Origin of the sequence: Catellatospora sp. NPDC049609 (assembly GCF_040675365.1) — a bacterium.
In the GTDB taxonomy this organism is placed as follows: Bacteria; Actinomycetota; Actinomycetes; order Mycobacteriales; family Micromonosporaceae; genus Catellatospora.
Genome location: NZ_JBFAOU010000008.1, coordinates 65484 through 86442 on the forward strand (window position 1 = coordinate 65484; position 20959 = coordinate 86442).

A 20959-nucleotide genomic window follows, 5' to 3' on the forward strand; every position below is an offset into this window, starting at 1 on the left:
ATTGATCTTCGCGCCGCCGCGAGACCTGGCGGGGCGCCGCGAGGCCGGGTGGCGGCCCGTGCCCGCGGCGGCCGCAGGGGTAGCCCGGCGCTGGTAGCTTGCCGGTGTGCGCCTGGGTGTCTACATCGACGCGTTCAACCTCTACTACGGCGGCCGGTCCTTCTTCGGCCGCGGCACGGCGGGCTGGCGCTGGCTGGACGTACGCGCCCTGGCCCGGGCCGTCGTCGCCCGGCGCACCGACTGGCCCGGCGCCCGGATCGACCGCGTGGTCTACTGCACCGCCGTCATCGACCAGGCCACCAACCAGTCCGGCTACGTCGACCAGCAGATCTACCTCAAGGCGCTGGAGGCCCACGGCAGCGTCGACGTCATCGAATACGGCTACTACGTCAACCGCGTGAAGTACGCCCCGCTCGCCGTACCCGCCGGACGCTCCAAGAAGCCGCAGCTCGTCCACCCGACCTGGCCCATCATGATCCAGGACGCCGCCAAGCAGCCGGTCCCCAAGGGGATCTTCATGGTGTCGTACTCGCACCGCGAGGAGAAGGGCTCCGACGTCAACGTCGCCTCCCACCTGCTCGTCGACGTGCTCAGCGGCGCGGTCGACGCCGCCGTGGTCATCTCCAACGACAGCGACCTGCGGTTCCCGATCCAGCACGCCCGCACCATCGTGCCGGTCGGCCTGATCAACCCGTCCCCGGGCTGGCTCGCCGGGGCGCTGTCCGGCCAGCCGGACGACGGCGTCGGCGGCCACTGGTGGCACCAGCTCCGGCCGGGGGAGTTCGAGCGGGCCCAGCTCCCGGACCAGGTCGGGGCCTACACCAAACCCGCGGGCTGGTGACGCCCGCCATTGACCGGGGTACGCGCCGCGGGTAGCCTTGACTCATAACTCACCCGGCCTCCCTCGTGGAGCCGGGTTTTTTCGTGCCCTGAGCAGTCCATCGACGCGGCATCCGCTTCCGGCCGTGCACGGCCGTACGGACGTTTGAAGCCGCTGATCTGCTTTTGGCAGGTCAGCGGCTTCTTTGTCTGGCGATCAGTGGTGCCCCCGGCAGGATTCGAACCTGCGCCCCCGCCTCCGGAGGGCGGTGCTCTATCCCCTGAGCTACGGGGGCTCAGCGACCGACAAAGAGTATCAGGTCCCCTGGCCGACACCGAATCGGTATACGGCTCGGCCGTTCGGGCGATGACATGTCGCGTCGCACCATCAGCTACCAGCCGGTTAATCCGATCCGAGGCGGGACCGCGGCGGGCGAGGATGTGGCGTTCCGTAATCCCACTCCCTCGGAGGAACCATGCGCCAGCGCTGGACTTCCCGCCTCGCGGTTGCTGCTGCCGCCGGCCTTCTCTCGCTCGGCACGGCCACCGCGGCCTGGGCCGGGACCGTCATCGACATCAACGACTCGCACGTGCCGACCACGGCCGCGGGCTTCTCGACGAAGGAGTGCACCGGCCCGTTCGCCGCGCTGCCCGCCGGCAAGGACGGCTGGCACTTCGTGCTGCCGAACGCCGCCGGCGACGACTTCACCTCGCTGAGCGCGACCTTCAGCAACGGCACGACCGCCGTGGTGACGAGCAAGAACTCGGGTACGCCGTCGACCGGCGCGGGCTGGTCGGGCTACATCGACAACGCCGGCAGCGCGGACAAGCACGTCTACCTGTTCACCGACGCGGGCTGGACGCTGACCGCGGCGACCGCGGACGTGGAGGGCGCGACGCAGGGCGGCGAGTTCAACCTGAGCCACACCTGTGCCGGCACCTCGTCGACGCCGTCGCCGAGCGCCTCGCCGAGCGCTTCGGCCTCGCCCAGCGCCTCGGCTTCGGCGAGTGCGTCCACGAGCGCGTCGCCGAGCGGCACCCCGCAGCCGTCGGGCACGCCGGACCCGTCGGGAACGCCGGGCGTCACCCCGTCGCCGTCGGAGCCGGGCCTGCCGGTGACCGGCACGGCCGTGACCGGCATCGTGCTGGCGGGTCTGCTGCTGGTGGGCGGTGGCGCGGTGACGCTGTTCATGGTGCGCCGTCGCCGGGATCTGCCGACCGAGGCCTGATCCGGGTACGGATGGACGAGAGAAGGGCCCCGCCGGTGATCCGGCGGGGCCCTTCCTCATGGCGTTCTCAGCGTTTGGCCAGGGTCTCCTGCAGCCGCTGCATGTCGGAGATCTCGGCCTGCTGGCCGGCCTTCATGCTCTTGGCGAGCCAGGTCACGTCCGGGTCTTCCGACTGCTCCAGCACCGCGTCGACCATGTGCACCCCGCCCAGGTGATGTTTGATCATCATCTCCAGGAAGAGGCGGTCGACCTCCTTGCCGGTGGCGTTCTGCAGCGCGTCCATCTCGGCCTGGGTGGCCATGCCGGGCATCAGGTTGCCGTTGGTCAGCACCTGGTCGCCATCGGGCATCCAGGCCATCGGCCTGCCGGAGCCGTTGTTGTTGAGTCCCCAGTCGCGCAGCCACTGGCTCATGATGCCGATCTGGCCCTGCTGGGTCATGGCGATGTCCTCGCCCATGGTGCGGACCTCGTGCGAATAGCCCTTCTTGGTCGCGATCATGCCCATGGCGACGGCCTGGGCGTGGTGCGCGGTCATGTCCCGGGCGAAGCCGGCCTCGGCGGAGTCGTCGGCGGGGGAGCCGGATCCGAGGACCCGGCTCAGCCCGAAGCCGAGCGACAACCCGACCAGCAGGGCGACGGCCGTCACGAGGGCCAGCCCTCGCGCGCTGACGATCGTGAAGCCGCGAGGGCTGTTCCTCGTGTCGGTCATGGTGCTCCCGTCAGCCCTGCATCCCGCCGTTGTTGAGCGCCGCGACCTGCTGCTCGGTCAGCGGCTTCTCACCGGTGGCGGTGTTGCCGCCCGAGCACAGCGCGGTGGGGCCCTCGAGGCTCGCGTTCACGCGCAGCGCGCCGATGAAGTCGCCGATGCGGGCGTCGTCGGCGTTGTCGACCTTCAGCTGGTAGCCCCAGGCCTGCAGCGAGATCGGCTTGTCCAGGCCCGGGTACGGGCTCATCATCATCTTCTCGACGCCGGTGACCTTGGCGGCGAGCTTGGCCACCTGGTCGGCGGGCAGGTCGGGACGGTACGTGATCCAGACGGCGCCGTGCTCCAGGCTGTGCATGGCGTGCTCGTTCGGGATCTGCGCGTCGTAGACGTTGCCCATGCAGGTCTGCCACGCGTAGCTGTGGTTGCCGCCCACCGGCGGGCTCTGCTCGTACTTCACCTGGTCGTAGGTGTGCTCGCGACCGAAGTCCTGGGTGAAGTGGGTGATGCCGCTGATGCCCTCGGCGCGGCCCTCCCAGCCGTAGCCGGCGCCGCCGGGTCGGAAGGCGGCCCAGACGCCCCAGCCGATGATGCCTGCGGCCAGCAGGCCGACCGCGGTGAACATGGCGATGGGGCCCCAGTTGCGACCCTGGTTGACCTTGACTGGCGTGATCGGCTTCTTGGGGCCGCCGCCCTTGCCACCCTTCGGCGGAGTCTTGCCGCCACCGGTGTTGGGCTTGGCGCCGGCCGCGGGCTTGCCGCCGACCTTCACAACATTGGGGCGGTGCTGCTCGCCGCCCTGCGTGCTGATGCTCATCGTGGTGTCCGTCACATCGAGGGGTGGGCGCGCCCGCCATGTGGTGGGACGCTGAGGGCCGAAGTCTACCCGGTTAGCATTGCCGGGTGACTCCCGCGAATCTCGCCGATGCCGTCCTGACCGCCGCGAAAGCCGTTTTCACGACCCGGCAGCTCGATCTGTCGGCCCTGCCGGCGGCGGCGACGGTGGAGCGCCCGCGCAACCCGGAGCACGGCGATTACGCCACCAACCTCGCGCTTCAGGTCGCCAAGAAGGTCGGCGCCAACCCGCGCGAGCTGGCCGCGGCGCTCGCCGAAGAACTCAGCAAAGTCTCAGGCATCGCCGCGGTGGAGATCGCCGGGCCGGGCTTCCTGAACATCCGGGTGGACGCGGCTGCCGCCGGCGAGCTGGCCCGCCTGGTGGTGACCCAGGGCAGCGGGTACGGGCACGGCACGGCGCTGGCCGGCCAGCGGCTGAACCTGGAGTTCGTCTCGGCGAACCCGACCGGCCCGATCCACCTGGGCGGGGTGCGCTGGGCCGCGGTCGGCGACGCGCTGGCGCGGCTGCTCAAGGCGGCCGGCGCGCAGGTCACCACGGAGTACTACTTCAACGACGCCGGGGCGCAGATCGACCGGTTCGCCAACTCGCTGCTGGCCGCCGCGCGCGGGCAGGCGACGCCGGAGGACGGGTACGGCGGCGCGTACATCGCGGAGATCGCCGAGGCGGTGCGGGCCAAGCAACCTGACGCCGACGACCTGGAGACGTTCCGGGCCGAGGGCGTGGAGCTGATGTTCGCGCAGATCAAGTCCTCGCTGGCCGAGTTCGGCACCAGCTTCGACGTGTACTTCAACGAGAAGGACCTGCACGACAAGGGCGAGCTGGACCTGGCCCTGGAGCGGCTGCGGGCGCAGGGCCACGTCTACGACGCCGACGGCGCGACCTGGCTGCGCACCACCGACTTCGGTGACGACAAGGACCGGGTGCTGCGCAAGAGCGACGGCGCCTGGACGTACTTCGCCGCCGACTGCGCCTACTACCTCGACAAGCGGGACCGGGGCGCGGACAAGGTCATCCTGATGCTGGGCGCCGACCACCACGGTTACGTGGGCCGCATGAAGGCCATGTCGGCCTGCTTCGGCGACGACCCGGACGCCAACCTGGAGATCCTCATCGGCCAGCTGGTGAACCTGGTCCGCGACGGCCAGCCGGTGCGCATGAGCAAGCGCGCGGGCACCGTCGTCACCATGGAGGACCTGGTCGAGGCGATCGGCGTGGACGCCTCCCGGTACGCGCTGGCCCGCTACAGCATCGACTCGCCGATCGACATCGATGTGGATCTGTGGACCAGGGCCACCCGCGACAATCCGGTCTACTACGTGCAGTACGTCGCGGCCCGCACGGCCAGCGTCTCGCGTAACGCGGCCGAGCTGGGGCTGACTCGGGACGCGGCCGCGTTCGACTCGGCGCTGCTGGCGCACCCGAAGGAGCTGGAGCTGCTCAAGGCGCTCGGCGACTATCCCGCTGTGGTCAAGAGCGCGGCGGAGCTGCGCGAGCCGCACCGGGTGGCCCGCTACCTGGAGGATCTGGCCGGAGACTTCCACCGCTTCTACGACGAGCCCGCTTGCCGCGTGCTGCCGCACGGCGACGCCCCGATCGAGCCCGGCAATGTCGCCCGGCTCTGGCTCAACGACGCGACCCGCACCGTCATCGCCAACGGCCTCGGCCTGCTCGGCGTGACCGCCCCCGAACGGATGTGACGACACTTGCGTGCCCATGAAGCAGGTGCCCTGCACGGTGAGATCGGCAGGACGGGGCCGGCCTGGCTGCGTACCCCCGCTGATGTCAACGAGCTGATGACCGCGCTGTGGCCGCGGACCGCCGCCAAGGACGAGGCGGGTCTGCTGCACGTCGGCGGCCGCGACGTGGCCTCGCTGGCGGCGGAGTTCGGCACCCCGGCGTTCCTGCTCGACGAGGAGGACTTCCGGGCCCGCTGCCGCGACTTCCAGCAGGCGTTCTCCGGCGCGCACGTGTACTACGCGGGCAAGGCGTTCCTGTGCCGGGCGGTGGTGCGCATCCTGGTCGAGGAGGGCATGCACCTCGACGTGTGCAGCGGCGGCGAGCTGACCACCGCGCTGGCCGGGGGCATGGACCCGGCGCGGCTCGCGCTGCACGGCAACAACAAGTCGGTACGCGAACTGACCCGCGCGGTGCAGGCGGGCGTGGGCCGGATCGTGGTCGACTCGTTCGACGAGATCGAGCGGCTGACCGCCGTCGCCCGCGAGCACGGCGTGCGCCCGCGCGTCATGATCCGGGTGACGGTCGGCGTGGAGGCGCACACGCACGAGTTCATCGCGACCGCGCACGAGGACCAGAAGTTCGGCTTCTCGCTGGCGGGCGGCACGGCGTTCGAGGCGGCCCGGCGCATCCTGGCCGACGACGCGCTGGAGCTGCGCGGCCTGCACTCGCACATCGGCTCGCAGATCTTCGACACCTCGGGCTTCGAGGTGAGCGCCCGCCGGATCATGTCGCTGCACGACCGCATCCGCACCGAGCTGGGCGCGGAGCTGCCGGAGCTGGACCTCGGCGGCGGCTTCGGCATCGCGTACACCAGCCAGGACACCCCGTCGCCCGCCGGCGACCTGGCCAAGCGGATGTTCAAGATCGTGGACGACGAGTGCCGCGCCCTGGGCATCGCCCAGCCGCACCTGTCCATCGAGCCCGGCCGCGCCATCGTCGGCCCGTCCACCTTCACGCTGTACGAGGTCGGCACGGTCAAGCAGCTCGACGGCCTGCGCACGTACGTCAGCGTGGACGGCGGGATGAGCGACAACATCCGCACCGCGCTGTACGACGCGTCGTACTCGGCGACGCTGGCGTCGCGCGCGTCGCAGGCCGAGCCGATTCTTGCCCGCGTGGTGGGAAAACATTGTGAAGCCGGGGACGTGGTGGTGAAGGATGAATTCCTGCCTGCCGACGTCCGGCCCGGAGATCTTATCGCGGTGCCGGGAACCGGCGCCTACTGCCGGAGCATGGCCAGCAACTACAACCACGTGCCGCGCCCGCCGGTGGTGGCCGTGCGCGACGGGCAGGCGCGGGTGATCGTGCGCAGGGAGACCGAAGACGATCTCCTCGCGTTGGACGTCGGGTAGGACACGGCACCGGCCGCGGTCCTGACAGGTGAGCGTTACGGGAGACGATGTGGCTGACTCGGTCAAGGTGGCGCTGCTCGGATGCGGCGCCGTCGGCTCGGAGGTCGTCCGGCTGCTGCACGAGCAGGCCGACGACCTCACGGCGCGCATCGGCGCGCCCGTCGAGCTGGTCGGTGTCGCCGTACGCCGGGCCGGCCGCGACCGCGGCGACCTGCCGATCGACCCGGAGCTGTTCACCACGGACGCGCTCGGCCTGGTCAAGCGCGACGACGTGGACGTCGTCATCGAGGTGGTGGGCGGGATCGAACCCGCCCGCACCTGGCTCGTCGAGGCGCTGCGCTCCGGCAAGAGCGTGATCACCGGCAACAAGGCGCTGCTCGCCGAGGACGGCGGCAGCCTGCACGACGCCGCCGCCGAGGGCGGCGCGGACCTGTACTACGAGGCCTCGGTCGCCGGGGCCATCCCGCTGCTGCGCCCGCTGCGCGAGTCGCTGCACGGAGACCGGATCACCCAGGTCACCGGCATCGTGAACGGCACCACGAACTTCATCCTGTCCGCCATGGACGCCACCGGCGCCGGGTTCTCCGAGGCGCTGGAGGAGGCGACCGCGCTCGGCTACGCCGAGGCCGACCCGACCGCCGACGTCGAGGGTTTCGACGCCGCCGCGAAGGCCGCGATCCTGGCCAGCCTGGCCTTCCACACCCGCGTCCGGGCCGAGGACGTCTACCGCGAGGGCATCACCGAGGTCAGCGCGGCCGACGTGGCCAGCGCGAAGGCGATGGGCTGCACCATCAAGCTGCTGTGCATCGCGGGCCGCACCGCCGACGGCGGCGTCAGCGTCCGCGTCCACCCCGCGATGATCCCGCGCACCCACCCGCTCGCGGGCGTCGGCGAGGCCTTCAACGCCGTCTTCGTCGAGGCCGAGGCCGCCGGGCAGCTCATGTTCTACGGCCGCGGCGCGGGCGGCGCCCCCACCGCGTCCGCCGTGCTCGGCGACCTGGTCGCCGTCGGCCGCAACCGCCTGGCCGGGGTCCGCGCCGCCAGCGAGTCCGCGTACGCCGACCTCACCGTCCACCCGATGGGCGAGGTGCGCACCCGCTACCACGTCTCCCTCGACGTGGCCGACCGCGCCGGCGTGCTGGCCTCCGTCGCCGGCGTCTTCGCCCGCCACGACGTCTCCATCGCCACGGTCAACCAGTCCGGCCGCGGCGACGAGGCCATCCTCGTCATCGTCACCCACTCCGCCCCCGACAGCGCCCTCGCCGCCACCGTCGCCGAACTCCGCACCCTCGACTTCGTCCGAGCCGTAGCCAGCGTCCTCCGCGTCGAGTTCTAACCCCCCACCCCGGGTCCACCTCGTCGATCATGAACTTATGGGCGTGTTCGACGGCGTGTCGCTGCCCTGGCACCGTGATCGATTTCCGGGACGGTGCCGGGGGGACCCCGAGGGGGTGGTGGGGGTGACGTCCCGGAGGATGGAACCCGAGTGGTGGGACCGGCGTTGAGACGGCAAGGTACTCGATGACACTCGGTAAGGAGGCCAGCATGTGGCGTGGATTGATCGAGCAGTACCGGGACCGCCTGCCGGTGACCGCGAAGACGCCCGTGATCACGCTGCACGAGGGCAACACCCCGCTGGTCCCGGCCCCGGTCCTGTCCGACCGCACCGGCTGTGACGTCTACCTGAAGGTCGAGGGCGCCAACCCGACCGGCTCCTTCAAGGACCGCGGCATGACCGTCGCCGTGTCCACCGCCGTCGAGCACGGCGCGAAGGCGATCATCTGCGCCTCGACCGGCAACACCTCGGCCAGCGCCGCGGCGTACGCCGCCCGGGCCGGGATCACCTGCGCCGTCCTCGTGCCGCAGGGCAAGATCGCGCTCGGCAAGCTGGCCCAGGCGCTCGTGCACGGCGCGAAGCTGCTCCAGGTCAGCGGCAACTTCGACGACTGCCTGGCGACGGCGGGCAAGCTCGCGCAGGACTACCCGGTGGCGCTGGTCAACTCGGTGAACATCGACCGGCTGCACGGGCAGAAGACGGCCGCGTTCGAGATCGTCGAGGCGCTCGGCGACGCGCCGGACATCCACTGCCTGCCCGTCGGCAACGCCGGCAACATCAGCGCGTACTGGATGGGCTACCAGGAGGATCTCGCGGCGGGCAACGCCACGAAGACCCCGAAGATGTACGGCTTCCAGGCCGCGGGCTCCGCCCCGATCGTCAACGGCGCGGTGGTGCCGAACCCGTCGACGATCGCGACCGCGATCCGCATCGGCAACCCGGCGTCGTGGACCAAGGCGCTGGACGCGCGCGACGCCTCCGGCGGCCTCATCGACGCCGTCACCGACCGCGAGATCCTCTCGGCGTACCGGCTGCTCGCCCGCGAGGTCGGCGTCTTCGTCGAGCTCGGCTCGGCGGCGAGCGTGGCGGGCCTGCTGCAGGCCGCGGCGGCCGGCAAGGTGCCGCGCGGCTCCCGCGTGGTGTGCACGGTGACGGGCCACGGCCTCAAGGACCCGGAGTGGGCCATCTCCACCGCGCCCGCCCCGACCACCATCGGCAACGACCCGCTGGCCGCCGCCCGCGAGCTCGGCCTGGCCTGACCCACCCCGCAGCGCCGAAGGCGCTGCACCTGTCGCAACTCTCAAAGACTTGCGGGCTCCAGACCTCGTCGCGGCCGCAAGTCTTCAAGAGTTGCGCCAGGGCGGGCGGCGGGCGGCGGGCGGGCGGCGGGGTGCAGATCACAGTGTGGGGTGCGTCCCTGGAGAACGCTCTCCGGTGTACGGTGCCTACGTGCTCAGGGTCCTTACGCGCAGCGCCGATTTCCGGCGGCTGTTCCTTGCCGAGGTCATCGTCTTCGGCGCCGACTGGTTCGTGATGGTGCCGCTGCTGGTGCTGCTCAACCGGGAGACGGGGCAGGGGCTCTGGGGCGGGCTGGCGCTGGCGGTGGAGACCGGCACGGTCGCGCTGCTGCTGCCGTACGCGGGCACGATCGCGGACCGCTTCGACCGCAAGCACATCCTGATCATCTCGAACCTGTCGGCGCTGGTCGCGGTCGGCGGCCTGTTCCTGGTGCGCGGCCCGGCCGCCGGTCCGATCGCGCTGGTGGCGCTGGGCGCGCTGGCCACGGCGAAGGCGTTCTACACCCCGGCCGCCAACGCGGCGGTGCCGAACCTGGTGGACCCGGCCGACATGGGCCCGGCGATGGCCGTCAACGGCACCGCCTGGGGCACCATGACCGTGGTCGCGTCGTCGGTGGGCGGGCTGCTCACCGAGTGGCTCTCGCCGTACGCCTGCTTCGGCCTGGTCGCGGTCAGCCTGGCCACCGCGGCGGTGCTCACGTCGCGGATCAAGCGGCCGACGCAGGAGCCGATCCCGGCGGTGTCGCGGCCGGCGTTCGCGGCGATCCGCGAGGCGATGGGCTACCTGCGCCGCGAGCCGCGGCTGCTGGCGCTGGTCACCGTCAAGTCGGCGGTGGGCACCGGCAACGGCCTGCTGGCGACGTTCCCGTTCATCGCGGCGACGTTCGGGGTGGGCGCGCGCGGGCTGGGCCTGATGTTCGCCGTACGCGGCCTGGGCAGCCTGGTCGGCCCGTTCCTGTTCCGGGCGGCGCTGGCCCGGCCGCACTGGCTGTTCCCGGCGCTGGCGGTGTCCATGTCGACCTACGGGCTGGTGTACCTCGGCGTCGCCGGGGCGGGCTGGTTCCCGCTGGTGCTGGCGGGTGTCTTCATCGCGCACGCGGCCGGCGGCGGCAACTGGGTGATGTCCAACTTCGCCATCGCCCAGCAGGTGCCCGACGAGCTGCGCGGCCGGGTCAACGCCACGGACACGATGATCGCGATGCTCGCGGTGACGGTCTCCCAGCTGGTCGTCGGCGCGTTCGTGGACTCGGTGGACTGGCGCGTGCTGGTGGCCTGCTGCGGCTTCACCACGCTCACCTACGCCGTGGGCTGGTTCCTGGTCACCCGGCGCATCCCGGCCACGGCCCCGCAGCCCGCCACGGCCGCCGCCCTCGCCGACTGACGCTCCACTGACCGAAGCCCCGTTCGCGCTGGTCGGCAGCGCTGACGGGGCTTCGTGCACGGCGGGAAAGAGGCCTTGACACGTCCTGCTAGCTTGGTGATATCACTTCGATAGTAGGGGAGGCGCCATGCAGAGGCGGGCGTTCCGGGTCTCCGGGTTCATCATGGTGCTGGTCGCGCTGCTCGTGGCGGTGGCCATGATCGCGTTCATCGCGGCGAACGCCGACAAGCCGGGCACCGACGGCGTCATCGCCGTCGCCGTAGCCGTCGGCACGCTGCTGCTGGTGCTGATCGCCACCGGTTTCATCGTGATCAGCCCCAACGACGCGCGGGTCATCCAGTTCTTCGGCAAGTACGTCGGCACGATCGGCGAGCCGGGCTTCCACTGGACCTGGCCGCTGACCGAGAAGAGCAAGATCTCCAAGCGGGTGCGCAACTTCGAGTCCAACCGGCTCAAGGTCTCCGACGCCGACGGCAACCCGGTCGAGATCGCCGCCGTGGTCGTGTGGCGGGTCGTCGACACGTACGCGGCGAAGTTCGCCGTCGACGACTTCAGCCACTTCGTCGAGGTGCAGGCCGAGACGGCGGTGCGGCACCTGGCCACCAGCTACCCGTACGAGGCGCACGGCAGCGGCCGCACCAGCCTGCGCGACAGCGCCGCGGTCAGCGACGAGCTCACCGCCGAGCTGCGCGAGCGGGTCATCCTCGCCGGCGTCGAGGTGGTCGAGTCGCGGATCACCCATCTCGCCTATGCTGCGGAGATCGCGCAGGCGATGCTCGCGCGCCAGCAGGCGCAGGCCATCGTCGCGGCGCGGTCGACGATCGTGGAGGGCGCGGTCGGCATGGTCTCCAGCGCGCTGGACCAGCTGAGCGAGCAGGGTGTGGTCGAGCTGGACGAGGAGCGCAAGGCGCAGATGGTGTCCAACCTGCTGGTGGTGCTCTGCGGCGACCGCAACGCCCAGCCCGTCGTCAACGCGGGCACCCTCTACTGAGGACCGTCCGGTGCCTGAACGCAAGAAACTGCTGCTGCGGCTCGATCCCGCGGTGTACGACGCGGTGGCCCGCTGGGCCGCCGACGACCTGCGCAGCGTCAACGCGCAGATCGAGTACGCCCTGCGGGCCGCGCTGAGGTCGGCGGGGCGGCAGGTCGACCGCCCCGCCGGCGGCAGGTCACCGGCGGGCGACGGCCCGACGGAGCCGGACGAGGAGCCGGCGCCGGACTGACCCCGACCGGACCGACCACGACCGGACCGACCACGGCCAGACCGACCATGGCCGGGCCGGAGCCGGCGGAAGGTCGCGTCGGGCCGGATCCGGCGGAGCGCCCGGATCCGATCCGGACGGTCGGGGCGGCGCGTCCGGCGCGGGGAGAATCAGAGCGGCGAGTCCGGCGCGGGGACGGCGGTGCGCACGACCGGCAGCTGGCGGCGACCGGCGAACACCGCGCCCACCAGCAGGCTGAGCCAGGCGAGGTGGATCAGGCCGAGGACCAGGTTCACCACGACGATCGTGGTCTGCGGCGAGCCGCCTTCGACGGCCGCCCGGATGCCCCACAGCCCCCACCAGGCGTTGATGATGACGCCGAGGAGTCCGAGCGCGCAGGCCGCGAGGGTGAGGCCGGCGGCGAGGGGCCCGATCCTGGCGCGCATGGCCAGCGCGAGGATCAGGCCGATCAGGAACGGCACCGCGCCGACCAGCTGGGGCACCAGGTAGCCGAGCATGCTCACGTCGAACGTTTCCAGTTCCACGAAATCTCCCGAGGGATGGGCAACCCGGACACCGTATCGAGGGGCGGCAACCCGCGCACGCCTACGATGACCGCGTGACGATCTCCTTCTCGGCCGGGGCGTACACCGTCCTCGCGCCCGCGACCAGCGCCAACCTCGGGCCCGGGTTCGACGCCCTGGGTCTGGCGCTGGACCTCTGCGACGAGGTCACCGCCTGGGTGACCGAGGACGGCAAGACCAGCGTCGAGGTGACCGGTGAGGGCGCGGGCGAGCTGCCGCAGGACGAGACGCACCTGATCGTGCGGGCCATGCGCGACACCTTCGCCGAGCTGGGCGTCCAGCCGGCCGGGCTGGCGCTGCACTGCCGCAACCGCATCCCCCAGGCGCGCGGCCTGGGCTCCTCCAGCGCCGCCATCACGGCCGGGGTGACCCTCGCCAACGCGCTCGCCGGGGGCCGGCTGACCAGGGCGGACGAGGTCCGCATCGCGGGGCGGCTGGAGGGCCACCCGGACAACATCGCGCCGTGCCTGCTCGGCGGGTTCACCATCGCCTGGACCGAGCCCGGGGGCGCGCGGGCCGTGTCGCTGCCGGTGGCGCCGGAGATCCGCCCGACCGTCCTGGTCCCGGCCGTACGCGGGCTGACCGAGCAGGCCCGTGCGGCGCTGCCGGCGACCGTGCCGCACCCGGACGCCGCGTTCAACGCGGGCCGGTCGGCGCTGCTGGTGCACGCGCTGACCGCGGCGCCCGGCCTGCTCTTCGAGGCCACCGAGGACCGCCTCCACCAGGGCTACCGTGCCGCGGGAATGCCGCAGACGGCCGAGCTCGTTGCACGTCTGCGAGAGGCCGGTGTCGCCGCCGTGGTGAGCGGCGCCGGGCCGAGCGTGCTGGCGCTTTCACCCTTGCCATCCGGTTTCGACCTGGGTGGGAGTTGGTTGGCACACACTCTGCCGGTGTTCGCTGGTGGAGCCCGTGTCTCGGCGGGTAGGATCCCTGGATAGAAACCGGGGCGTTTCACCTCTCTTTTGCAGCAGTTCAGACACGCCGAGTAGCCCGGTGTTGCCGCTGGTCTCAGTCGTTGATTACGCTCTAGGCAGCACAGCCGCGAAGCGCCCGATCTTGCGGGGCGGCGCAACCGGAGCTCGGTTCAGACGGATACCGTTTGCCAGACGGCCGTCCACCCCCAGTCCTATGCCTGCTGCCGCAGACTGATCGCACGCTCCAGGCGTGTCCGCGAAGTCGTCAATGGACGGCTGCGGAACGCCGTCGAGACTGCGCCAAGACCCCCGTAGGGCTCGCGACGAGCACCGACGGGTTCCGAGGCCGCCCGGCCGCCAACTGTCGTACCAAGACCCGGGCTGCCCCGGCCAATCGAGGGAAGGAATCCATTGAGCGACACCACCGACGTGACGTCGGATGTCTCCCACGTCGCTGACGACGCCTCCACCGGCCGGCGCCGCCGCTCCGCCGGCAGCGGTCTCTCCGCGAAGCTGCTTCCGGAGCTGCAGACCATGGCAGCAGGCCTGGGAATCACCGGCACCGCGCGTATGCGTAAAGGCGAGCTGATCGCCGCGATCACGGCCAGCCAGGGCGGCGGCGCTCCGCGCCCCCGCGCTGATGTCGCCGCGGCCGCCGCGCCCGCTCGCGAGGAGGTGCGGGCCGAGGTCCGCGAGTCCGCGGGTGAGCAGCCCGCGGCCGCTGAGGCCGGTGAGCCGCGCGGCGAGCGTCGTAGCCGCCGCAACGCTCCGGAACCGCGTGGCGAGGCGGAGGCACCCGCCGAGGGCCGTGGACGTGACGAGAACCGTCGCGAGTCCCGGCGTGAGCGCGCTGAGCGCGGCGACCGGGGAGACCGGGCCGAGCGTGGCGAGCGGGCGGAGCGCGGCGAGCGCAACGCCGAGCGCGGGGAGCGCGGCGACCGGGGAGACCGGGCCGAGCGCGGCGACCGTGCCGAGCGTGGGGACCGTGCCGAGCGCGGCGACCGGGCCGAGCGGGGTGAGCGCAGCGCCGAGCGGGGCGAGCGCAACACCGACCGCGGCGACCGCGGTGGCGAGCGCTTCGACGGCGACGAGGACGGCGACGGCCGCCGTGGCCGGCGCAGCCGGTTCCGCGACCGCCGACGCGGCCGTGAGCGCGGTGAGACGACCGGCGGTGGCGGCGGCGCCGAGCCGCAGGTGTCCGAGGACGACGTGCTCGTGCCGGTCGCCGGCATCGTCGACGTGCTCGACAACTACGCGTTCGTGCGCACGACCGGCTACCTGTCGGGCCCGAACGACGTCTACGTGTCGATGTCGCAGGTGAAGAAGTACGGCCTGCGCCGCGGTGACGCGATCACGGGTGCCGTGAAGGCGGCCCGCGACGGCGAGCAGCGGCGGGACAAGTACAACCCGCTCGTGCGGCTGGACACGGTCAACGGCATGGAGCCCGAGGAGGCCCGCCGCCGCGCCGAGTTCTACAAGCTCACTCCGCTCTACCCGCAGGAGCGCCTGCGGCTGGAGTCGGAGCCGCACATCCTCACCACCCGGGTCATCGACCTGGTCATGCCGATCGGCAAGGGCCAGCGTGCGCTGATCGTGTCCCCGCCCAAGGCCGGCAAGACCATGGTCCTGCAGGCGCTGGCGAACGCGATCACCACGAACAACCCCGAGTGCCACCTGATGGTCGTGCTGGTCGACGAGCGGCCTGAAGAGGTCACCGACATGCAGCGCTCGGTCAAGGGCGAGGTCATCGCCTCGACGTTCGACCGGCCGCCGCAGGACCACACCACCGTCGCCGAGCTGGCGATCGAGCGGGCCAAGCGCCTGGTCGAGCTGGGTCACGACGTGGTGGTGCTGCTGGACTCGATCACGCGTCTGGGCCGGGCGTACAACCTGGCCGCGCCGGCCTCCGGCCGCATCCTGTCCGGTGGTATCGACTCGACCGCGCTCTACCCGCCCAAGCGCTTCCTCGGCGCGGCCCGCAACATCGAGAACGGCGGCTCGCTCACCATCATCGCCACGGCGCTGGTGGAGACGGGCTCCATGATGGACACGGTCATCTTCGAGGAGTTCAAGGGCACGGGCAACGCCGAGCTCAAGCTCGACCGGAAGATCGCCGACAAGCGCATCTTCCCGGCCATCGACATCGACCCGTCCGGCACCCGCAAGGAAGAGATCCTGCTGGCGCCGGAGGAGCTGGTCATCGTGCACAAGCTCCGCAAGGTCCTGCACTCGCTGGACTCGCAGGCGGCCCTGGACCTGCTGCTCGACAAGCTCAAGCAGACCCGGACCAACATCGAGTTCCTGATGCAGATCGCGAAGACCACTCCGGGGGAGTGACGTAGCGAGAAACGGCAAGGGCCGGCACCGCGAGGTGCCGGCCCTTCCGTCTGTCCGGGATCGATCGCGCATCAGGGGATGTGCAACTACCTTTCGGGAACTATTGTTCGTCTGAAGTTTTCCTTCAGGCATTCGCGCTGCCGTGCGACCTCCTCCGGGCCGGGCTGCACTACACGGCAGCCACCCCTCATTCCCGGGAGGAACCGTGCCCTCGCGAAGGCGGATACGTCCCCTGCTGCTCGCCCTCACCGCCCTGACCACCATCGCCGCCGGCGGGCTGTCGCAGCCCGCAGCGGCCGTCCCGCCGGGCGGCGTCGCCGACCCCTACGGCGACGTGGTCACCGGCGCCGACTACGTCGACACCCCCACCAGCACCCGGCCGGTCGCGCCGGGCGTCACCCTCACCTCGTTCGACCGGTACGACGCACGCGGCTTCCTGCGCGCGGACGCGCTCACCGTGGACCTGTCCGGCAGCGCCACGGTGGACTACGTGTTCCCCGGCGCGGTGGCCGCCACCCAGCCGCTGTCCCAGCAGGTCGCCGCGCGCGACGACCGCCGCATCGTGGGCGGGATCAACGGCGACTTCTTCGACATCAACAACTCCGGCGCCGCGCAGGGCGTCGGCATCCGCGACGGCGAGCTGATCCAGGCCCCGATCACCGGGCACCACAAGGCCGTCGGGTTCACCGCCGGCGACGTCGGCCGGCTGGTCGAGGTGTACTTCGAGGGCACCGCCACCCCCGACGGCGCCGCCCCGATCGCGCTCGCCGGGTTCAACACCCACGTCCTGGGCGCGAACGCGGTCGGCGTCTACACCGGCCTGTGGGGCACGTTCGGCCGCAGCCGCCCGGTGACCGGCGCGAGCCGGGCCACGGAGGTGGTGCTGCGCGACGGCGTGGTCGAGTCCGTGTCGGCGACGCCCGGCAGCGGCCCGATCGCCGAGGGCACCCAGGTGCTGCTCGGCCGGGAGGCGGGCGCCGACGCGCTCGCGGCCCTCACGCCGGGCACCCGGGTCCAGGTCAGCTACCGGCCGCGCAGCTCCGACGGCGGTGAGCTGGACACCGCCATCGGCGGCAACGTCTGGCTGGTCCGCGACGGCCAGGTCTCCCCGGAGGCCGCGGTCGACGCGGACAACCCGCGCAGCGCGGTCGGCTTCGACGCCACCGGCACGAAGATGTACCTGCTCACGGTCGACGGGCGGCAGGCCGACAGCCACGGGCTGACGCTGCGCGACCTGGCCGTGATGATGCAGCGCCTGGGCGCGCACGACGCGCTCAACCTCGACGGCGGCGGCTCGTCGACGATGCTGGCCCGCGAGCCGGGCTCGGTCGCGCCGCAGATCGAGAACTCGCCCTCGGACGGCACCGAGCGCCCCACCCCCAACGGCCTGGCGGTGCTGTCGCCGGTCGGCAGCGGCTCGCTGCGCGGGTTCTGGGTGGAGACGGCGACCTCGCCGATGGCCGCGCCCACCCTCAACGACGTGCGCGGCGGGCGGCCCGACCGGGTCTTCCCCGGGCACGCGCGCAAGCTGACCGCCGCCGGGCACGACGAGACCTACGGCCCCGCCGCGGGCACCCCGTCGTGGCTGGTCTTCCCGCCGATCGGCAAGGTCGAGGGCGGTGCCTTCAAGGCGCTGGCCCCGGGGAACGCGACCGTCACCGCCTTCCGCGGCAGCGCCACGGGCAAGCTCGGGCTCACCGTGCTCAACCCGCTGACCAGGATCGACGCCACTGCCGAGCGGCTCTCCCTGGCCGGGGTGGGCAACACCGGGAGCTTCGGCGTGCTGGGCTTCGACCGGGACGCGCTGAGCGCGCCCATCGAGGCCGACGAGGTGTCGCTGTCCTACGACCGCGCCATCGTCGACATCGCGCCCGACGGCGCGGGCGGCTTCACGGTCACCGGCAAGGCCGACGGCGGCACCGTCGTCGAGCTGACCGTGGACGGGTTCACCACGCGGGTCGGCGTCACCGTCGGCGCGCGCGAGGTGGTCGTCGCGAACTTCGACGACGCCGCCGCGTGGAAGTGCACCACCGCGCGGGCCACCTGCGCGGTCGCCGCGGTGCCGGGCCGCGACGGGCTGGGCCTGCGCATGTCGTACGACTTCACGCAGTCCACCGGCACGCGGACCTCGTACGCCACCCCGCCCGCCCTGATCGAGCTGCCCGGGCAGCCGCTCGCGGTGAGCATGTGGGTCAACCCCGAGGCCGGGCGAGGGGAGTGGGCCCGGCTGCAGGTGTACGACGCCACGGGGGCGCTCGTGCCCGCGTTCAGCGGCCCGTACCTGACGGCGAGCGGCTGGCAGAAGATCGAGTTCCCGGTGCCGGCCGGGCTGCAGCACCCGCTGAAGTTCCGCTGGTTCTACCCGGCGGAGATCAAGCCGGAGGCGTCCTACACCAACGCGATCGTCATCGACGACCTCGCGGTGAAGCTGCCGGCCGAGATCGAGGTGCCCGCCGACCCGGCGTACCAGCGCGATTTCGTGATCCGCGACGGGGCCGCGGGCGACGAGAAGTGGCGCTTCGCGGTCATGTCCGACGCCCAGTTCGTGGCCCGCAACCCCGACAGCGACCTGGTCCGCAACGCCCGGCGCACGCTGCGCGAGATCAAGGCCGCCGCGCCGGACTTCCTGGTGATCAACGGCGACTTCGTGGACGAGGCCGCCCCGGCCGACATCGCGCTGGCCAAGCAGATCCTCGACGAGGAGCTGGGCGGCGCGCTGCCGTACTACTATGTCCCCGGCAACCACGAGATCATGGGGCCGGGCAACCTGGACAACTTCCGGGCCGTGTTCGGCGACACCCACCGGGTCGTCGACCACAAGGGCACCCGGCTGGTCATGCTCGACTCGTCGAAGGGCACGCTGCGCGGCGGCGGGTTCGACCAGGTGCTCATGCTGCGCAAGGCGCTGGACGAGGCGGCCGACGACCCGGCGCTCGGCTCGGTCGCGGTCTTCTTCCACCACCCGCCGCGCGACCCCACGCCGGTGCAGGCCAGCGAGCTGGCCGAGGCGAAGGAGGTGGCGACCGTCGAGCGGTGGCTGGCCGACTTCCAGTGGAGCTCCGGCAAGGGCGCCGCGATGGTCAACAGCCACGTCGGCACGTTCGCGGCCAGCCGGGTCGACGGGGTGCCGTACCTGATCAACGGGAACTCCGGCAAGGCGCCGTCCACCTCGCCCGCCGAGGGCGGCTTCACCGGCTGGACCATGATCGGCGTCGACCCGGTCGGGCCGCTGGAGTGGCTGCTGCCGCGCCTGTTCCCGCAGGCCGGGGTGAGCGACTGGTTCCACGCCGAGATCCGCCCGCACGTCGACGAGCTGGCGCTGACCGCGCCGGCATCGCTCGCGGTGGGCGCGTCCGGCCCGGTGTCCGCCGTGGTCACCCAGGCGGGGCGGCAGGTCCCGGTGGCGTACCCCGTCTCGGCGGACTGGGCGGGCACGGTCCACCTCGGCCCGGCCCGCACGGCCCCGCGTAACGCGGTGGCGTCCTACGACCCGGCCACCGGCCAGGTCACCGCCCTACGACAGGGCACGGCCACCCTCACCGTCACCGTCAACGCCGTCACGGCCACCGCCACCATCACGGTCGGCTGACGACCCCACCGGACGGGCCCGCACCCCACCGGGTGCGGGCCCGTCCCGTGTCTCGGTCAAGGGATGAGGTCGGTGACGGTGAGGGCGGCCCAGTCGAGGCGGGGGACGGTGATGACGTCGCCGGCGGAGTAGACGCCGGTGGACTCGTACACGTCGGTCTCGTCGAGCTGGTACGTGTGCACGGTGAAGTCCGGCAGCGGCTCGATGCGCCAGTAGAACGGGATCCCGGCGTCGGCGTACTCGGCGGGCTTGTGCTTGCGGTCGGCGGTCTGCGTGCCGGGGCTGACCACCTCCACCGCCAGCAGCACGTCCTTGGGCGCGAAGCTGAACCAGTCCAGGTTCACCGCGGCGCGGCGCACCACCAGCACGTCCGGGTTGCGCCGGTGGTCGTCGGCCAGCCGGATCTCCTGCTCGTGCAGCGCGAGCAGGTGCTCCGGGCAGCGGCGGAGCAGCTGCTGCACGAGCCGCATCATGACGATCTGATGTCGCGTGGTGGGGGGCGTCATGACGTGCAGCACTCCGTCCACGAGCTCGATCCGGGCATCCGGGGGCAGGGCGTCGTACTCGTCAGGGGTGACCGTCACGGCGGTGGGCAGCACGACGGCGGGCCCGTCATGGGTGATCCGATGGGTGGGCCTGGTCATGACCGCCCTCTCGTACTGCCGGCTGTCAATCCATCGTAGGGAGCGGGCCCGCCGGCGTCGAGCACCCGCCGGCGGACCCGTCAGAAGTCGCCCTCGGCCACCTGGAACACGGTCAGGCCGAGCTCGCGCCACATGCGCACGACCTGGTTGCGGTCGTCGAGCACGCACACGACGTACCAGTTCTCCCGGATCTCCTTCTCGAAGATCTCCCGCTTGACCACGGAGTCCTTGCGCTGGTCGCCGTCGGCCCGCATGTGCAGCGCCGCGTACGGCACGCCGACGAAGCGGTCCAGCCACGCCTGCGTGCCAGCGCGGGCCGCCTCGACCCGGCCGGAGCAGTAGATCACCGTGTGGCCCGCCGCGTGCAGCGCGCGGACCGCGTCGATCACCGGCTGGTGCGGCAGGTCCAGGTGCACGCGGGTGTGGTCGTACGGACTGCGCCCGCCCATCAGCGCGACCGTGCCGTCCAGGTCGACCAGCACCGCGCGGGGCTTGTCCGCGGGCGGGGTGTAGACCAGGCGCGGGCCGGGGGAGGGCAGCACGATCGGCTCCCGGCGCCCGGCCAGGAAGCGCTCGTGCATGCGCAGGATCACCTCGGAGCCGACCCGCTCGGCCTCCGGCCGGGCCGCGTCGCGCTCCAGGCACACCTGTAGCGGCACGTCGGTGAAGTCGCGCAGGGTCACCCGCGCGCCGCAGTCGACGGCCAGGTCGGCCAGCTCGCGGACCACCTTGGCGCGCAGGTTGGTGTCGTCGCAGATCACGTCGGCCCCGGCCTTGAGCAGGGCCTCGACCTGCGCCCGCTGGGCGACGGTGACCTGCCGCTCCGCCCAGCCCTCACCGAGGTTGCCGCCGTGCAGCATGCGGCGCAGGTCGTCGCGGTTGACCCGGACGCCCGGCTGCGCCTTCGCCCACGTGGTCTTGCCCGAGCCGGGCAGGCCCCGGGTGATGGTGAGGGTGGGCATCGCGTCTCCTTGTCGC

General features: G+C 72.0%; 17 protein-coding genes and 1 tRNA gene. 12 read left to right on the forward strand and 6 right to left on the reverse strand.

Translation table 11 applies throughout. From position 1 onward, the window contains the following. The first annotated feature begins 106 nt into the window (after positions 1-106). Positions 107-841, forward strand: a complete 735-nt coding sequence (locus AB0J67_RS03945) for a hypothetical protein (RefSeq protein ID WP_363475966.1) — start codon at positions 107-109, stop codon at positions 839-841. Positions 842-1040: 199 nt separating this feature from the next. Here AB0J67_RS03945 and AB0J67_RS03950 read toward each other — a convergent pair. Next, positions 1041-1115 (reverse strand) — tRNA-Arg (locus AB0J67_RS03950). A gap of 180 nt (positions 1116-1295) precedes the next feature. On the opposite strand from AB0J67_RS03950, the gene AB0J67_RS03955 reads away from it, so the two are divergent. Next, positions 1296-2048, forward strand: coding sequence for an LPXTG cell wall anchor domain-containing protein (locus AB0J67_RS03955; RefSeq protein WP_363475968.1), 753 nt, complete (start codon positions 1296-1298; stop codon positions 2046-2048). Between the two features lie 67 nt (positions 2049-2115). Here AB0J67_RS03955 and AB0J67_RS03960 read toward each other — a convergent pair whose 3' ends face one another. Together AB0J67_RS03960 and AB0J67_RS03965 are read right to left on the reverse strand one after the other, a co-directional pair. After that, positions 2116-2757, reverse strand: coding sequence for a DUF305 domain-containing protein (locus tag AB0J67_RS03960; RefSeq protein WP_363475970.1), 642 nt, complete (start codon positions 2755-2757; stop codon positions 2116-2118). A 10-nt stretch (positions 2758-2767) separates the two neighbouring features. Further along, positions 2768-3568, reverse strand: coding sequence for a DUF3105 domain-containing protein (locus tag AB0J67_RS03965; RefSeq protein ID WP_363475972.1), 801 nt, complete (start codon positions 3566-3568; stop codon positions 2768-2770). An 86-nt stretch (positions 3569-3654) separates the two neighbouring features. Here AB0J67_RS03965 and argS point away from each other — a divergent pair, with 86 nt between their 5' ends. From argS to AB0J67_RS04000, 7 genes are all read left to right on the forward strand, one after another. Continuing rightward, the gene (gene argS, locus AB0J67_RS03970) at positions 3655-5304 is read left to right on the forward strand and encodes an arginine--tRNA ligase (RefSeq protein ID WP_363475974.1); all 1650 of its coding nucleotides are present in this window, start codon (positions 3655-3657) and stop codon (positions 5302-5304) included. Positions 5305-5310: 6 nt separating this feature from the next. Then, on the forward strand, positions 5311-6696 hold the full coding sequence (gene lysA / locus AB0J67_RS03975; RefSeq protein WP_363475976.1) for a diaminopimelate decarboxylase: 1386 nt from the start codon (positions 5311-5313) through the stop codon (positions 6694-6696). 49 nt (positions 6697-6745) lie between these two features. Next, positions 6746-8032, forward strand: a complete 1287-nt coding sequence (locus AB0J67_RS03980) for a homoserine dehydrogenase (protein WP_363475978.1) — start codon at positions 6746-6748, stop codon at positions 8030-8032. 209 nt (positions 8033-8241) lie between these two features. After that, positions 8242-9291 carry a threonine synthase gene (gene thrC / locus AB0J67_RS03985; RefSeq protein ID WP_363475980.1) on the forward strand — a complete coding sequence of 350 codons (1050 nt, stop codon included), beginning with the start codon at positions 8242-8244 and terminating at the stop codon, positions 9289-9291. A gap of 190 nt (positions 9292-9481) precedes the next feature. Beyond that, positions 9482-10711, forward strand: a complete 1230-nt coding sequence (locus tag AB0J67_RS03990; RefSeq protein ID WP_363475982.1) for an MFS transporter — start codon at positions 9482-9484, stop codon at positions 10709-10711. 127 nt (positions 10712-10838) lie between these two features. Next, complete coding sequence (locus tag AB0J67_RS03995; protein WP_363475984.1) at positions 10839-11702, forward strand: SPFH domain-containing protein; 864 nt, start codon at positions 10839-10841, stop codon at positions 11700-11702. A gap of 10 nt (positions 11703-11712) precedes the next feature. Next, positions 11713-11934, forward strand: a complete 222-nt coding sequence (locus AB0J67_RS04000; protein ID WP_363475986.1) for a hypothetical protein — start codon at positions 11713-11715, stop codon at positions 11932-11934. A gap of 149 nt (positions 11935-12083) precedes the next feature. Here the strand turns inward: AB0J67_RS04000 and AB0J67_RS04005 are convergent, their stop codons facing one another. Continuing rightward, positions 12084-12458 (reverse strand): hypothetical protein, encoded by a 375-nt coding sequence (locus AB0J67_RS04005; protein WP_363475988.1) that lies wholly within the window; start codon positions 12456-12458, stop codon positions 12084-12086. 74 nt (positions 12459-12532) lie between these two features. Between AB0J67_RS04005 and thrB the strand changes: the two genes are divergently transcribed. From thrB to AB0J67_RS04020, 3 genes are all read left to right on the forward strand, one after another. Continuing rightward, complete coding sequence (thrB, locus tag AB0J67_RS04010; protein ID WP_363475990.1) at positions 12533-13435, forward strand: homoserine kinase; 903 nt, start codon at positions 12533-12535, stop codon at positions 13433-13435. A 387-nt stretch (positions 13436-13822) separates the two neighbouring features. After that, entirely contained in the window at positions 13823-15748 is a 1926-nt protein-coding gene (rho, locus tag AB0J67_RS04015; protein ID WP_363475992.1) for a transcription termination factor Rho, read from the forward strand. A gap of 205 nt (positions 15749-15953) precedes the next feature. Next, on the forward strand, positions 15954-19337 hold the full coding sequence (locus AB0J67_RS04020) for a phosphodiester glycosidase family protein (protein WP_363475994.1): 3384 nt from the start codon (positions 15954-15956) through the stop codon (positions 19335-19337). Between the two features lie 56 nt (positions 19338-19393). Here the strand turns inward: AB0J67_RS04020 and AB0J67_RS04025 are convergent, their stop codons facing one another. Together AB0J67_RS04025 and AB0J67_RS04030 are read right to left on the reverse strand one after the other, a co-directional pair. Next, positions 19394-19981, reverse strand: coding sequence for a Uma2 family endonuclease (locus AB0J67_RS04025; RefSeq protein ID WP_363475996.1), 588 nt, complete (start codon positions 19979-19981; stop codon positions 19394-19396). 80 nt (positions 19982-20061) lie between these two features. Continuing rightward, positions 20062-20943 carry an AAA family ATPase gene (locus AB0J67_RS04030; RefSeq protein ID WP_363475998.1) on the reverse strand — a complete coding sequence of 294 codons (882 nt, stop codon included), beginning with the start codon at positions 20941-20943 and terminating at the stop codon, positions 20062-20064. Positions 20944-20959 lie beyond the last annotated feature (16 nt).

What these genes read in the sequence shown, in the direction of transcription:
- AB0J67_RS04030 (WP_363475998.1), bottom strand. Translation starts at nt 20,943, where the DNA reads ATGCCCACCCTCACCATCACCCGGGGCCTGCCCGGCTCGGGCAAGACC.
- AB0J67_RS03965 (WP_363475972.1), bottom strand. Translation starts at nt 3,568, where the DNA reads ATGAGCATCAGCACGCAGGGCGGCGAGCAGCACCGCCCCAATGTTGTG.
- AB0J67_RS03955 (WP_363475968.1), top strand. Translation starts at nt 1,296, where the DNA reads ATGCGCCAGCGCTGGACTTCCCGCCTCGCGGTTGCTGCTGCCGCCGGC.
- AB0J67_RS04025 (WP_363475996.1), bottom strand. Translation starts at nt 19,981, where the DNA reads ATGACCAGGCCCACCCATCGGATCACCCATGACGGGCCCGCCGTCGTG.
- AB0J67_RS03960 (WP_363475970.1), bottom strand. Translation starts at nt 2,757, where the DNA reads ATGACCGACACGAGGAACAGCCCTCGCGGCTTCACGATCGTCAGCGCG.
- AB0J67_RS03995 (WP_363475984.1), top strand. Translation starts at nt 10,839, where the DNA reads ATGCAGAGGCGGGCGTTCCGGGTCTCCGGGTTCATCATGGTGCTGGTC.
- thrC (WP_363475980.1), top strand. Translation starts at nt 8,242, where the DNA reads ATGTGGCGTGGATTGATCGAGCAGTACCGGGACCGCCTGCCGGTGACC.